The following is a 13,962-nucleotide window of genomic DNA, read 5'->3' as shown; positions in this document are numbered from 1 at the left end:
AAGATTATGCTTGCTGTATCAGGTTTTTTACAATTTAAATATAACATAATGTGTAAGCATTAACAAGTGAAAACCCTTTATTTTTAGCCTTTTTTTCACGGATTCCGCAGGTGCCAATGTTACGCTGAGCACTGTTTTTTGATACAATGGATAGGTTAAAATAAAATGGCTCTACGTTGCCTTTCCGGAACACCGTCATTTTAGCGACAATATAAGGATAACTTCAGGGGGAAAACATTCATTCAGCCCTAAAAATAAACGTTCTTATATTTAAGAGAGGAGCTGCACCTGTTGAGTCTTCTAGAGACCTCTTCTCCACTGCTGTGGGGAGATAAACGATTTCATACCTGGAACTACGAAATGCGCGAACAGATGGATACCAAGGTATTCAAAGTAATGCTCGACGCCGGTTTTACCTGCCCTAACCGTGACGGCTCTATCGCCAAAGGAGGCTGCACCTTCTGCAGCGCCAGAGGCTCAGGCGATTTCGCCGGAAGCCGCCGCGATGATCTGGTTACCCAGTTCAACAATGTGCGCGACAGACAGCATCTGAAATGGCCGAATGCAAAGTATATCGGTTATTTCCAGGCCTACACCAATACGTACGCTCCGGTCGAGGAGCTGAGAGAATATTATGAAGTGATTCTGCAGCAGCCGGGTGTGGTCGGACTTGCCATAGCCACACGTCCGGATTGCCTGCCGGATGATGTCGTCGAATATCTCGCCGAGCTGAACCAGCGTACGTACCTGTGGGTGGAGATGGGTCTGCAGACCATTCATGATTCCACCTCCGAACTGATCAACCGCGCCCATGATACCAAGTGTTATGTCGAGGCTGTCGAGAAGCTGCGCCGTCACGGCATCCGCGTCTGTACCCATATTATCCACGGGCTTCCGCAGGAAACGCATGAAATGATGCTGGAAACCGTTTCGGCCGTTGCCCGCATGGGTGTTCAGGGCATCAAAATCCATCTGCTGCATCTCATGCGCAAAACGCCGATGGTCAAGCAATATGAGGCCGGCCTGCTGCGCTTTTTGGAGCAGGACGAATATGTCAAGCTGATCGCCGACTCGCTGGAAATCCTGCCGCCGGAGATGATTGTTCATCGTCTTACTGGGGATGCCCCGCGCGATCTGCTGATCGGGCCCATGTGGAGCCTTAAGAAATGGGAAGTGCTGAACGCAATTGATGATGAACTGGTTGCACGCGACACCTGGCAGGGTAAGTACTGGAGGAAGAGCTAATGGGCTTTATGTCCGTCCTTAGCTTTGCTCATAAATTAACCGCCGAGCGCCTAATGTCCGGCGGCAGAGCCATTGACGCCACCGTGGGCACCGGTGCCGATACGCTGTTCCTCGCCAAGGCGGCAGGGCTGCGAGGCGGGGTGTACGGCTTCGACATTCAGCCTGCGGCGCTGAAGCTTGCGGAAGAGCGCCTGCGGCTGGCCCGGGAGGAAGCGCCGTCAGCGCTTTCTCCCGTGACGCTGCTGCAGCGCAGCCATGCAGCGATGGCGGAAGCCGTTCCGCCGGAGTGGCGCGGAACGGTGTCGGCGGTGATGTTCAACCTCGGCTACCTGCCTTCCGGCGATGCCGACAAGACCATCATCACCGAGCCGGAGAGCACGCTGGCCGCCTTGGAGGCCGCGCTCTCGCTGCTGCGCCCGGGCGGCATCGTCACGGCGGTGCTCTACCCGGGCCATGACGGCGGAGACCGCGAAGCCTCCGCCGTAGAGTCATGGGCGGCAGGGCTTGCCCAGCAGGAGGCGCAGAGCATTGTGTACCGCCAGCTGCAGCGGTCTTCCGCTCCCTACGTGATAGCCGTAGAGAAGAAAAAAGGAACTGAAGCCTAAATAGCAATGAGCAAGATCGGTCATTTTGGCATTCAGGTCACGAAACTCACACGCTGCAAGTAACAGAAGCAAGTAAATATTACAAATTGGAAGGAAGATGTTGTGATGACAAAACCATATCCTTTAAAATTTCAGCCGGAGTTTAAAGAACGCGTCTGGGGCGGCCGCGCGCTGGAGAAATTCGGGCTCGAACTGCCGGAGGGCCATATTGGCGAAGGCTGGATGATCGCCGATCACCCGAACGGCACCTCTTCCGTCGTAAACGGCGAACTCGCCGGACAGGGTCTCGATCAAATCCGTGAGCAATTCGGACAGGAATGGTTCGGCAGCAAAGGCATCAGCGAAGAAGGCGGAAGATTCCCCCTGCTGATCAAGCTGCTGGACTGCAATGACAACCTTTCCGTGCAAGTGCATCCTACAGATGATTATGCAGGCTTGCCGAAGGGTGAACTGGGCAAGACAGAAATGTGGTACGTGCTGGATGCCAAGCCGGGTGCCAAGATCATTTACGGCCTAAAAGAAAATGTCACCAGGGAAACACTGCGTGATGCACTGGAGAATGGAACCGTTATGGACAGTCTTCAGGAGATTACCGTCTCTGCCGGGGATTCCTTCTATATTCCTGCGGGCACCGTTCACGCTCTCTGCGCAGGAGTCGTTGTTGCCGAAATCCAGCAAAACTCTGACACTACATACCGGATTTATGATTATGACCGTCCGGGTCTGGACGGCAAGCCGCGTGAGCTTCATATTGAGGATTCTTTGAATGTAACCGCCTATGAAGGTGCTGGAGCCACCTCTATGAAGACAGACGGCGCCGTTCCCGGAGAATGGCTGCAAATCGCCTCCTCTCCTTATTTCATCGTTGAAAAAGGCCTCGTAAACGGACAATGGGAGCTTGCCACGACTCCGGACAGCTTCACCATTCTCGTCATCTGCGAAGGCAGCGGACACCTGACGTGGGAAGGCGGTTCCCAGCCTTATGCAGCAGGGGAATGTTATCTGCTTCCGGCAACCCTTGGCGCTTACGGAATCGAAGGTCACTCTACCGTGCTGCGTTCTTATTTGCCCTAAAGTTCATACTTATAAGGCAACTAGAGGTTAAGCGGAAGCCAGAAGTCGAGAACTAAGATCAGCCGTAGGTTCCGCTTTCGTCTGTTCCATTAGACTAAGACTCCCGCAGCAGGGAATCAGTGTAAAGCGGGATTTTCTCTCGTTACTCTTTCCGATAAAGAGCTGTATCAGCGATTCCTACAATACTCAGATGTATCACTCACATAACAAGCTAATGCTTTAGAGCGGAGTGGGTACGGCGTATGATCAAGGAAGCAGATGTTTTACAAACTTTTAGGAGGGCAGGATAATGCAAGAAAACAGCTTTACAATGACCGATCCCCTCGGCGTGAATATTCATGTGTACGAATGGCTGCCGGAGCCAGAAGCTCCGGTCAGGGGCATCGTGCAAATTGCGCATGGCATGTGTGAGACGGCTGCACGTTATACCCGCTTCGCATTAGCGCTCACTGGGGCCGGATATGCGGTTTATGCCAATGATCACCGTGGTCACGGCAAAACTGCCGGGAAGGTGAACCTGCTTGGCGATACCGGGGAGAACGGATTCTACTGGATGCGGCGCGATATGCTGCAGCTTGCCGGGATTGCCTCTTCCCGGCATGAAGGTCTGCCGATCTTCCTGCTCGCCCACAGCATGAGCTCCTTCCTGGCACAGAAGCTGATGTGTGAGCATGGCAATGAGATATACGCCGGCTTTATTCTCAGCGGCACCAATGGTCCGCGCAATATGCTGAGAGCCGGGGAAACACTGGCCTGGATGCAGTTCAGACTGCAGGGAGCCCTTCATCGCAGCGTAATGCTGAACGGCCTCGTATTCGGCCCTTACAACCGTTCCTTCTCTCCGGTAAGAACGGCTTTTGACTGGCTGAGCAGTGACACGCAGGAGGTGGACCGTTACATCGCCGATCCTTTCTGCGGCGCGATCTGCACCACCCGCTTCTTCCGGGATTTCTTCCGGCTGCTGCGCGAAATCCAGTCCCGCGAAACACTGCTGACATTATGCAAGAATAAGCCAGTGTATCTGTTCTCCGGAGCCAAGGACCCTGTGGGCATGCAGGGGCAAGGTGTGCTGCGATTAGCCAGCATCTACAAGGAGCAAGGATTAAGCGATGTGGAGTACAGGCTGTATCCGGAAGGCAGACATGAAATGCTGAACGAAGTGAATCATAACGAGGTCACAGCAGACGTGTTAGACTGGCTGGTCCGGCACCTCCCTGCCGACTCTCTGCTTCAGTCGAATGCAATATAAAAGCGATCAAAAACAGGCATTCCAGAAATAATGGAATGCCTGTTTTTTTTGTGTGTAAATTTTTAGTCAAGCCGTCGAAAGTCCAGCATATAAACAAACAGAATAATGTAACGGACACTCCGTTGAGAACGTTGCAAAAGCAGCGGACTGCGGGTCATGCTCTCGAGCAGCCGCTCCCGCAGCCGTCCCCGTTGTTCATGCCCCCGCCAGAACCTGCGCTGAATTCCTCAAGTGAATACTGCAGAATCATCTGCGATCCTTTTGCACCGTTACGGCGCAGACCGTAATCCCGAAAACCAGCACGCAGGTACAGATGCCCAGCCGGGAGATTGCGCTCGTTCACAGCCAGCACTACCTCACGGACTGCCGGAAAATGAATACGGACAAAACCCGGCAGCAAAGCCATTGCAGCCTTGGCAAACCCTTGTCCCTGGCTGGCATAGTCAACAAGGAACGCACGCAGCAGCAACGCTTCGGACCAATGATTGTAGAAGTCGGCGATACCCGCTCCTGTATGCAGGATAAAAAATCCCACCGGCTTTTCTCCAGCCACAATAACAACCGGAACCTTCCCCTCGTCCTGCAAGGCACCATCTATAGTCTCCTCAGGCAAGCCGGTGAATTCAGCCTGCTCCGCAGGAAGCTGAAACGCCAGCAGTCCTTCCCGCAGCTTCTCTTCATACAAAGTCAATCTGACCGGAGGTTGCTTACTCATGGCCGGAAGAATCCTCCTTCTACAAAGGCAGTGTATAATACTGTGCCCGCTGGCTTTCATCCTGCTGGTACAGCACAATCAGCAGCGTGTTTCCTTCCACTCCTGCCACAGCTTCGGCCACAGCCGTGGCCTTGTCATTTACCGCTACGGCCGCCGCTGCTGCGTTCGCTTCACCGATATTGCCAGACACACCACTCATCTCCACATTCGGTTCTGCATTCGCTTCTGCATCAGCCAAGCCTTCATCGGCCCGCAGGCCGCTGATCGAATCCAGTACCGTCTCCAAACGGAAAGGCAGCACTTCCAGCATCATGAACTTCTGCAGCTCACGTTCACTGTATCCGGCCTCCGCCAGCTGCGGGGATATCAATCCCGGATGAGCAGCAATATCCTTCATATATTTGGACCAATCCGCTTTATCCAGCAAGACCTCCCACCAGATTTTGCGCGGCTTATATTTGTGCCCCAGGAAATAATCAAGCTTCATCAGCCCGGTAATGATGTCCATGGCATCTGTCCCGCGATCTGTAAGGAAGGCATGGAGACGGGTGAACAAATCCTCCAGCTGGTGGCCGATCTTCTGCCAGCCCCGATCTTCCCAGTAATCCCCGAATTCCTGAAAGAAATCGAACGGCGACTGGAACACATGGCGGATCAGGTATTTCACCGTATGGTCGAGCCGATGGCTGTTCCAATATTTCTCCAGCACATCCTCCAGCCGTTTGAGCCGGATAATATCGGAGAACGGCATCACATGGCTGCTGAGAATCTCATACGGGGCATGTTCCATATAGGTATAGTCATATTTGGCTGCCTGGGCACGCAGACCGGTGCCGCGCAGCATTTTCAGGAACCCAAGCTGCAGCTCCTCCGGCTCCATGGCAAATACATCGTTGAAGGTTTTACGGAAAGTGGAATAATCCTCCATGGGCAGTCCGGCAATTAAATCGAGATGCTGATCGATATTGCCGCTGGCCTTAATCTTCATCACCGTACGCGATAGCTTCGTGAAATTCTGGCGGCGTTTGACCAGCTCGTTGGTCTCGTCATTGGTTGACTGCACGCCAATCTCGAATCTAAAGACGCCGGGAGGAGCGTTCTGGGCCAGAAAATCCAGGACCTCGGGCCGCATGATGTCCGCGGTAATCTCGAACTGGAACACGCAGCCCTGGTGGTTATCAATCAGAAACTGGAACATCTCCATGGCATAGCTGCGGTTGATATTAAAGGTACGGTCAAGAAACTTGATCACCTTGGCTCCGTTCTCGATCAGATACAGCAAATCGGATTTGACCCGTTCGATATCATAATAGCGTACGCCTACCTCAATGCTGGACAAGCAGAATTGACAGTTGAAGGGACAGCCCCTGCTGGTCTCAAAATAAACGATCCGCTTGCTGAGATCCGGCAGATCATCCGGAAACCGATGCGGTGTCGGCAGTGTATTCAGATCCGTCTTCGGACGCGGCGGATTGACAATCAGCTCTTCGCCCTTACGGTAAGCCGCACCATACACAAAATGGAACTTGCGCTCATCCCGCAATTCCTGCAGCAGATGGTGGAAGGTCTCTTCCCCATCGCCGTTTACGACAAAATCAATCCCGGCTTCCCGCTTCATCCAGTATAGCGGCTCGTAAGACACCTCCGGCCCGCCGAGCACAATGGTGACCTCCGGCATCACCTGTTTGAGTATGCCAATCAGCTTGACAGTCTCCTCGATGTTCCATATATAACAGGAAAAGCCGATGACATCGGGCTTCTTCTGGAATAGGTCTGACACGATATTCATCACGGGATCTTTGATAGTGTATTCCGCCAGAAGGATATCTTCGAATTCATGCTCGCTGTACGCCTTCAGAAGACGGATGGCGAGCGAGGTGTGGATATACTTGGCGTTTAATGTGGCCAGGACGATTCTCATGCCTAATAACCTTCTTTACATTTCATTTTGAAAAAACTCCAGAAACGGCTTGCCGTATTTCCGGTACTTCACTTCCCCGACACCCTTCACTCTCAGCATCTCCGCTTCGGTCTGCGGGCAAACCACACTCATCTCACGCAGGGTCGCATCATTAAAAATGATATAGGACGGGACATGCTCGCGTCCCGCCAGCTCGCGGCGGATCAGGCGCAGCTGCTCGAAGACCGTCTCGTTGACGGCCGACGGCGAAAGATCCCGCGACCGGCTGCGGTCCCGCCCGCCGGAGGCTCCGCCGGTGCGTGAAGGACGGGCCACACGCTGCTGCACCTCACGCTGGCCGCGCAGTACCTCGGCAGCCAGCGGCTGCAGCCGCACCACAGGATATTGGCCTTCTGTCAGGGCCAGATATCCCTCCGAGATCAGCACATTGATGCTCTCGGTAATCTCTTTCTCCGTACGGCTCGACATCGCGCCATGAGTCGGCAGCTGCTCGAAGCCGTATTGCAGCACCTTCTGGTTGCGTGAGCCCTTGAGCACCGAAGCAACCAGCGCCACACCGTAACGTTCACGCATGCGGTGGATGCAAGAGAAAATCTTCTGCGCATCCACTGTCATGTCTACCAGTTCACGTTCATCCGTACAGGAGCTGCAGATGCCGCAGGGCTTGTCCCCGTGATCTTCACCGAAATAATTCAGCTGTGCGCTGCGCAGGCAGCGGGTGGTGTAGCAGTAATCGATCATCTGCTGCAGCTTGCGGTATTCATTCGCCTTGCGCTCCGGGTCCTGCGGATTCTGTTCAATCAGAAACTTCTGCGTCATAATGTCCTGCGCGCTGAAGAGCAGAATACACTCACTCGGCTCACCATCCCGCCCGGCACGTCCGGCTTCCTGGACATAAGCTTCCATATTTTTCGGCATATTGTAATGGATAACATAACGTACGTTGGACTTGTCGATCCCCATCCCGAAGGCATTGGTGGCGACCATCACACGGATGTCGTCATACAGGAAACCTTCCTGGCTCTCTGCCCGTTCCTGGTCATTCATTCCGGCATGATAGCGTCCGGCAGCGATTCCCGACGCCTGCAGTCTTTGATAGAGATCATCAACCTCTTTGCGGGTAGCCGCATACACAATACCCGGCTGATGGGAATGGGTAGCGGTATAATCCAGAACGAATTCGCGTTTGTTCTCCCCGCGCAGCACAGACATCGCCAGATTATCCCGGCCTAGCCCGGTCATGAAGACGCCCGGCTGGCGCAAACGCAGCAGCCGGACCATATCCTCCATGACCTCCGGGGTAGCGGTCGCGGTAAATGCAGCAAGAATCGGCCGCTGCGGCAGTTCCTCTACAAAGGGGGATACCGCCAGGTAGCTGGTGCGGAAATCATGGCCCCATTGGGATACACAGTGCGCTTCATCCACAGCCACGCATGAGATGGATAACCCGGCCATCTCTAACCGGAACCAGTCCAGCTCCAGCCGCTCGGGTGCAACATAAAGCAGCTTCAGCTCGCCACGGCGCGCAGCGCGGATGCGCTCGTTCACTTCCTTGCCGCTTAAGGTGCTGTTGATATAGGCAGCCGGTATCCCCGCTGTGGTCAGTGCATCCACCTGATCCTTCATCAGCGAGATCAGAGGCGAGATGACCAGCGTCAGCCCCGGCTGCAGCAGCGCCGGAACCTGATAGCAGATCGATTTCCCGCCTCCGGTTGGCATGATGCCCAGCGTATCATGGCCCTCCAGCAAGCTCTCGACAATCTTTTTCTGGCCCTCCCGGAAGTCGGGATAGCCGTAATATTTTTGCAGTTCAGCCTGCGCCTGTTCCATAGTAGGTGCTTGCATCTTCATATCTCTCAAAACTCCTTAGAACTTTCTCTCTTTAGTTTACCGGGCAAAAGACTAATGAGCAACAACCGGAGAGGTAAAACCGGAGGTTCATTTTCAAATGATTACATAAAAAGCACCTTTCGATGTAACACTTTATAGGTATCCGCAAATTCCCTTTCTAAAAGCTTGCCATTGACAGTAAAATATACGGCGCGAACAGGTGGCGGCGGGAGAAAAAAAATGGCCGTTGTGCTGGGCTGAATCTATGGAGCCCTCTCTATCCTCATTATTGTCGGGCTGATTAGTGTTATGTAGGGACCCCTCCATAGTATTTCTTCACGGCCCATGGTATATTGAGGAATACAATATTAGAGGACGGAGAATGCAGGCATGAACACCAGACGAAATCCCAAAGAGGCAAGCAAACGGGGCGGCAAGCCCGGAGGCCCCTCCCAATCACAGCCAAAATCAGGGGCAAGAAACTATAGATCAGGCGCTAAGCCTGGAATCACTGCCAAAGCGAAGGGACAGGCTGCCGTCAAAAGCTATTCCATAACTGAGCCCGCAGAGCTGCTGCCTTTTTTGCTTAGCGTAATCACAAATAAGGGACGGAACTCCGTCAAGTCACTGCTCGCCCGCGGACAGGTCTCCGTAAACGGCAAACCAATAACCCGGCACAATTTCCAGCTGCATCCGGGTCAGACTGTAACCATTGACCAAGAGAAGCAGGTACAGGCTAAAGAGATGACCCTGCTGACCATCGTTCATGAGGACGATGATCTGATTATTATCCAGAAGGATGCAGGACTGCTGTCCATCGCCACCGGTGAAGACAACGAATTAACGGCATACCGCCAGCTGATGGAGCATGTCCGCCTCACCAATCCGCGCAACCGTATTTATGTCGTTCACCGGCTGGACCGTGATACTTCAGGCGTGATGATGTTTGCCAAGAGTGAAGCCATTCAGCAGAAGCTGCAAAATACGTGGAAGGAAACCGTAAAGGAACGTTCCTACGTGGCACTCGTGGAAGGGGCCGTCAAAAAGGCCGAAGGGACCATCAGCTCCTGGCTGAAGGAAACTTCGACCCTCAAAATGTATTCCAGTTCCCATGAAGGCGACGGGCTTCATGCCATAACTCATTACAAGCTCATTCAAGCAAACCGCCATTTCTCTCTGCTGGAGGTACAACTGGAGACCGGACGCAAAAATCAAATCCGTGTGCATATGGCTGACATCGGCCACCCTATCGCCGGTGATAAGAAATACGGCGCAGAGACTAAGGCCGTAGGCCGCCTTGGCCTTCATGCCCGCGTGCTTTCCTTCGTTCATCCGACTTCGGGAGAACTGCTGACCTTTGAAAGCGCCATTCCCAAGACGTTCCTGAAATACACAGCCCCTGCGCCAACCAACTGATTCCTGATAACACCAAGCACCTGTATTTCAGACCTGTTATCGTTATTCGGTGACTCCGCATGGATGCAAAAAGACACCCTCCCGGGTGTCTTTCTCTGTACTACTCGATCTTTCCGCCTTCAACGACCAAATCATCGGTGTAGCCTTCCCCATATACTTCATTTAACGTTTCCTTATACGCCTGATGAATAAATTGCTCTTTCCCCAGCGTCTCAAGTTCGGTGTTGATCCAGTTCAGCAATTCCGTATTGCCCTTGGCAACTGCCGGCGCTATCGTATCCTGGCCGCCAAAAGCCGGGATGCTTACGGTAAAGCCGGGATTGGATTTAGCCCACGCGATCAGTTCCGTATTATCATTGGCAATAGCTGCGCCGCGTCCGTCTTTAAGTGCCGCAAAAATCTCTGTGTACTGGTCGAATTTAAGCAGCTCGATTTCCGGATGTTCTTTTGTGAAGTAGGTTTCGGCGGTTGTACCTTTGGCTACGATCAGCTTTTGTCCCTTTTCTTTCAGCTGGTCAATGGAAGTGATCGGCGCGCTGTCGGGAGAAACGATCCCAAAGGACAACTTCATGTAAGGAGCGGCAAAATCCACTTTTTCTTTGCGTTCATCGGTTACTGTGAAGTTAGCCATAATGATATCAACCTTATTGGATTCCAGATAGGCCACACGGCTGGCAGCATCCACAAGCACAAACTCTGCCTTGGATTCATCCCCCAGCAAATCCTTGGCAAATCTTTTGGCGATATAAACGTCGAACCCCTGGTTTTTGCCTTCAGAGTCCACATAACCAAACGGCGGCTTGTCGGCGAACACACCGATCCGGATCTTGTCGTTTTTCTTAAGCTCTTCAATAGAAGCAAACTTTGAAGAAGCGGCCCCTTCCTTGTTGTTCCCCGAATTGCCGCATGCGGTCAAACCCAGCAAAAGCACTCCAGCTGCCATAACCGATACTGCAAATTTCAAACTCTTTTTCATCCTCTTCATCCCCAATTTCTATATAGTTTGTTAATACTGAAATATATCCAGAAAGTGCTGGGCACGCTCTGTCGCCGGTTTGGTGAAAAATTGCTGCGGAGCCGCAGTTTCGCAAATTTTGCCTTGGTCCATAAATATGATCCGGTCTCCAACAGACTTGGCAAAACCCATTTCATGGGTCACAATGATCATGGTCATTCCCTGCTGGGCCAGACCCAGAATGACATCCAGCACTTCCCGCACCATCTCGGGATCAAGAGAGGCCGTCACTTCATCGAACAGCATAATTTCCGGATTCATGCATAACGCTCTGACAATCGCGATTCTCTGCTTCTGCCCCCCGGACAATTGACGGGGATACGCATCCTTGCGGTCCAGCAGTCCAACCCTGCTAAGCAGCTCTTCTGCCTGCTTCAGCGCGTCCTTGACGTCTCTCTTCTGTACCTTAAGCGGGCCAAGCAGAATGTTGTCTATAACCGTCATGTGGGGAAACAGCTCATAATTTTGAAAAACCATGCCGATATGCTGCCTTACTTCACGCCAATCTACAGCGTTCCCGGCAAGATTCTGCCCCCGGTACCGAATTTCTCCCCCCTGAATCGGCTCCAGGCCGTTAAGACATCGCAGAAAGGTACTCTTCCCGCAGCCCGACGGGCCCAGAATAACTGTAACTTCCCCCTTCGCCACCTGCAGCTCTATATTATTCAGAACCTTCCGGTCTCCAAAGCTTTTCTCCAGCCCTTTTACCTCCAGCAAAATCTCTCTGGAATCTGCCATCGCCCTTCTTCCTTCCTGAATGCTAATTTTGCCATCTGCGCTCTATTCTCTTGGAAATCCTGGACAACGGAAAACATACGGCGAAATAAAGAATGAAAATAAAGCCGTAGACCCAAAAGGAAGCATTCGGCGCCTTGATCACGCCAAGCTCAATAATCTGCTGTCCGATCTTCACCACCTCGATCACTCCGATCAGCACAACGAGCGAGGTAGTTTTGACCATGCGTGTGGCCAGATTGATCGAACCCGGCACCATTCTGCGGACCGCTTGCGGAATCAGAATATACCGGTACAGCTGCCCTTTGCTGAGGCCCAGCGCTTTGCCGGATTCGTCCTGATGTTTTGGCATCGATTCCAATGCCCCGCGTACGATATCTCCGATTTCGGCTGCTCCCCATAAACTAAATACCAGGATAGAGGTAGCCTCTCCGCTGATATCGATATCGAGCAGGGGAGTAAAACTAAAATGTACCACGTAGAGCCAGACCAGAATCGGGATGATTCTGAAGGCCTCCAGATAGAGCCGCAGGACAAATTTTAGCGGTTTCGAATTCAGGGTTCTCAAGAGCCCCATCACAATGCCAAGCACCATTGCAATTGCAATGGAAATGAACGAAATCTCTATCGTGACCAGCAGACCGCCCAGCAGCCGCTCAAAATTCGATCCTTCAAACAGCACCTCAATCCCCAAATTCTGCATATCTTACCTTCCTTTCCAGCCATGTCAGGACCAGCGACAGTGGAAGCACAAGGACAAGATAGGACAACACCAGAAGCGACAGGGATTCCGCTGTTTTGTAATGCATGCCGATCAGATCCTTCGCCACATTCATCAAGTCCATTAAAGCAATGGCACCGACAATCGAGGTTTCCTTCAGCAAAAAAATCACATTGGCTCCCAGAGAAGGAATGCTGATTGCAAACGCCTGCGGAAAAATCACATACCTGGCTAGCTGAAATTTGGATAGCCCGATGCTGAGCCCGGATTCCAGCTGTGTTCGGCTTACCGCTTCAATTCCGCTGCGGAACGCCTCGGTCATATAGCTGCCGCCCAAAAAGGTCAGGCCAACAATGGCACAGGTCACTTCGCTCAGGCGAAGGCCTACCTTGGGCAAGCCATAATAGAGAAAGAACAGCTGGACCAGCAGAGGCGTATTTCTCGACAGCTCGACGTAGGCATGAATCACCATCCGGAGCCCCCGCACCTTGTAATACAAAATAATGCTGAACAGCAGTCCCAGAACAGTAGAGAACAGAATCGCCCAGAATGCCAGCTTCACTGTCAGCCACATCGCATCCCCGTAAAGCGGCAAGCTCTCCAGTATAAAATCCCAATCCAAATTCATAAGTGCACAACCTTTTGTCATAAAATCAACCCGTAATATACAACTATATAAATGTGTATAGTCGGTTATATAATCAGCCATGAGTATCAGCTGACACTCAAAGGACTGCAGCCCTTTCAATGGCTATTCTAGCTTATTGTAAATATTTAAAATTTAACCAAAAACCTCACATAATGTGGTAATCATCTTATTCTCATAATGCCCACTTGTCAACTGTGTTTTGTGAATTTTCACTCTCATTCCCCACATGGTACAATGTAGAGAAAATCAAGAAGGTGCTTTCGGTGTTCCACCCTACTGTCTTTGAGAATATTAAGGTTTCCTTAGAGAATCAGATCTATGACTATGATAATCTGGATGGAATTCTGGTAGTCACGAACCGTTCCGATCTGCTGGACCTGGCGTTGATGTCCAGGGAATTCACCCTCTCCTTCAAGCTGGCCGGCAGCAGCAAGGTAACCAGTGAGCTGGTTCTCCGCTCGTCGGTGAAGGATCTCAGTGATGAAATACTGGAAGCTCCGGATTCCGTTCCCGGCTGTAACCTGCTGCTGCGTTTTCATTTGGAAATCGGGGATATCCCCACCCAATGCTCTGCCATCGAACAGATTCTCACCGGGATTTGGGGCCCGGAGCTTACTCCCGTACAATCGCTAAGCTTCCCCTTCGGCAGCAATAGCGGCATATACACCTGCTGCGTCTCTCTCGCATTCAAGAGACAAATTAATGAAGAGCAAATGGACGATCTGCCGGACCTGCTCAAGTTTCTGCTTAGAAGCGCTGAGGAACTGGAGAAGGTCTAATATCACAG

At 52.2% G+C, this 13,962-nt stretch carries 13 protein-coding genes; 6 read left to right on the top strand and 7 right to left on the bottom strand.

All coding sequences use genetic code 11. The annotated features are described in order from the left end of the window. Positions 1-291: 291 nt before the first annotated feature. The 4 genes from ACQ76X_RS15375 (at position 292) to ACQ76X_RS15360 (ending at position 4,173) form a co-directional block, all read left to right on the top strand. Complete coding sequence (locus ACQ76X_RS15375) at positions 292-1,245, top strand: TIGR01212 family radical SAM protein (protein WP_038587243.1); 954 nt, start codon at positions 292-294, stop codon at positions 1,243-1,245. Further along, the gene (locus tag ACQ76X_RS15370; RefSeq protein WP_438494906.1) at positions 1,245-1,850 is read left to right on the top strand and encodes a class I SAM-dependent methyltransferase; all 606 of its coding nucleotides are present in this window, start codon (positions 1,245-1,247) and stop codon (positions 1,848-1,850) included. The genes ACQ76X_RS15375 and ACQ76X_RS15370 overlap by 1 nt, the downstream gene beginning before the upstream one ends. 105 nt (positions 1,851-1,955) lie before the next feature. After that, a complete protein-coding gene (locus ACQ76X_RS15365; RefSeq protein ID WP_438494905.1) occupies positions 1,956-2,924 on the top strand; it encodes a type I phosphomannose isomerase catalytic subunit in 969 nt (322 codons plus the stop codon). A gap of 289 nt (positions 2,925-3,213) precedes the next feature. After that, positions 3,214-4,173, top strand: coding sequence for an alpha/beta fold hydrolase (locus ACQ76X_RS15360; RefSeq protein WP_438494904.1), 960 nt, complete (start codon positions 3,214-3,216; stop codon positions 4,171-4,173). Between the two features lie 154 nt (positions 4,174-4,327). On the opposite strand, the gene ACQ76X_RS15355 is transcribed toward ACQ76X_RS15360, so the two are convergent. The 3 genes from ACQ76X_RS15355 to recQ are packed head-to-tail and all read right to left on the bottom strand — an operon-like array spanning position 4,328 to position 8,660. Next, positions 4,328-4,888, bottom strand: coding sequence for a GNAT family N-acetyltransferase (locus ACQ76X_RS15355; protein WP_438494903.1), 561 nt, complete (start codon positions 4,886-4,888; stop codon positions 4,328-4,330). Positions 4,889-4,907: 19 nt separating this feature from the next. Next, positions 4,908-6,809, bottom strand: coding sequence for a B12-binding domain-containing radical SAM protein (locus tag ACQ76X_RS15350; RefSeq protein WP_438494902.1), 1,902 nt, complete (start codon positions 6,807-6,809; stop codon positions 4,908-4,910). A 15-nt stretch (positions 6,810-6,824) separates the two neighbouring features. Next, positions 6,825-8,660, bottom strand: a complete 1,836-nt coding sequence (recQ, locus tag ACQ76X_RS15345) for a DNA helicase RecQ (RefSeq protein WP_038587234.1) — start codon at positions 8,658-8,660, stop codon at positions 6,825-6,827. Positions 8,661-9,029: 369 nt separating this feature from the next. Between recQ and ACQ76X_RS15340 the strand changes: the two genes are divergently transcribed. Then, the gene (locus ACQ76X_RS15340) at positions 9,030-10,055 is read left to right on the top strand and encodes an RluA family pseudouridine synthase (RefSeq protein WP_438494901.1); all 1,026 of its coding nucleotides are present in this window, start codon (positions 9,030-9,032) and stop codon (positions 10,053-10,055) included. Positions 10,056-10,155: 100 nt separating this feature from the next. Here the strand turns inward: ACQ76X_RS15340 and ACQ76X_RS15335 are convergent, their stop codons facing one another. From ACQ76X_RS15335 to ACQ76X_RS15320, 4 genes are read right to left on the bottom strand one after another with little or no spacing between them, the layout of a single operon-like run. Further along, entirely contained in the window at positions 10,156-11,031 is an 876-nt protein-coding gene (locus tag ACQ76X_RS15335) for a cysteine ABC transporter substrate-binding protein (protein ID WP_438494900.1), read from the bottom strand. Positions 11,032-11,061: 30 nt separating this feature from the next. Further along, complete coding sequence (locus ACQ76X_RS15330) at positions 11,062-11,808, bottom strand: amino acid ABC transporter ATP-binding protein (protein ID WP_438494899.1); 747 nt, start codon at positions 11,806-11,808, stop codon at positions 11,062-11,064. Between the two features lie 22 nt (positions 11,809-11,830). Beyond that, positions 11,831-12,508: an amino acid ABC transporter permease gene (locus ACQ76X_RS15325; protein WP_438494898.1), complete on the bottom strand. Its 678-nt coding sequence runs from the start codon at positions 12,506-12,508 to the stop codon at positions 11,831-11,833. Continuing rightward, entirely contained in the window at positions 12,489-13,154 is a 666-nt protein-coding gene (locus ACQ76X_RS15320) for an amino acid ABC transporter permease (protein ID WP_038587225.1), read from the bottom strand. Before ACQ76X_RS15320 ends, ACQ76X_RS15325 begins: the two co-directional genes overlap by 20 nt. Positions 13,155-13,438: 284 nt before the next feature. Between ACQ76X_RS15320 and ACQ76X_RS15315 the strand changes: the two genes are divergently transcribed. Further along, a complete protein-coding gene (locus ACQ76X_RS15315) occupies positions 13,439-13,954 on the top strand; it encodes a hypothetical protein (protein ID WP_438494897.1) in 516 nt (171 codons plus the stop codon). The last annotated feature ends 8 nt before the right edge of the window (positions 13,955-13,962 follow it).

The organism is Paenibacillus sp. IHBB 3054, from assembly GCF_051594305.1.
GTDB lineage: Bacteria > Bacillota > Bacilli > Paenibacillales > Paenibacillaceae > Paenibacillus_AQ.
The sequence above is the reverse complement of the archived record's forward strand: the minus strand, read 5'-3'. Positions and strand labels throughout refer to the sequence as shown.

What these genes read in the sequence shown, in the direction of transcription:
- ACQ76X_RS15370 (WP_438494906.1), top strand. Translation starts at nt 1,245, where the DNA reads ATGGGCTTTATGTCCGTCCTTAGCTTTGCTCATAAATTAACCGCCGAG.
- ACQ76X_RS15365 (WP_438494905.1), top strand. Translation starts at nt 1,956, where the DNA reads ATGACAAAACCATATCCTTTAAAATTTCAGCCGGAGTTTAAAGAACGC.
- ACQ76X_RS15360 (WP_438494904.1), top strand. Translation starts at nt 3,214, where the DNA reads ATGCAAGAAAACAGCTTTACAATGACCGATCCCCTCGGCGTGAATATT.
- ACQ76X_RS15355 (WP_438494903.1), bottom strand. Translation starts at nt 4,888, where the DNA reads ATGAGTAAGCAACCTCCGGTCAGATTGACTTTGTATGAAGAGAAGCTG.
- ACQ76X_RS15350 (WP_438494902.1), bottom strand. Translation starts at nt 6,809, where the DNA reads ATGAGAATCGTCCTGGCCACATTAAACGCCAAGTATATCCACACCTCG.
- recQ (WP_038587234.1), bottom strand. Translation starts at nt 8,660, where the DNA reads ATGAAGATGCAAGCACCTACTATGGAACAGGCGCAGGCTGAACTGCAA.
- ACQ76X_RS15340 (WP_438494901.1), top strand. Translation starts at nt 9,030, where the DNA reads ATGAACACCAGACGAAATCCCAAAGAGGCAAGCAAACGGGGCGGCAAG.
- ACQ76X_RS15335 (WP_438494900.1), bottom strand. Translation starts at nt 11,031, where the DNA reads ATGAAAAAGAGTTTGAAATTTGCAGTATCGGTTATGGCAGCTGGAGTG.
- ACQ76X_RS15330 (WP_438494899.1), bottom strand. Translation starts at nt 11,808, where the DNA reads ATGGCAGATTCCAGAGAGATTTTGCTGGAGGTAAAAGGGCTGGAGAAA.
- ACQ76X_RS15325 (WP_438494898.1), bottom strand. Translation starts at nt 12,508, where the DNA reads ATGCAGAATTTGGGGATTGAGGTGCTGTTTGAAGGATCGAATTTTGAG.
- ACQ76X_RS15320 (WP_038587225.1), bottom strand. Translation starts at nt 13,154, where the DNA reads ATGAATTTGGATTGGGATTTTATACTGGAGAGCTTGCCGCTTTACGGG.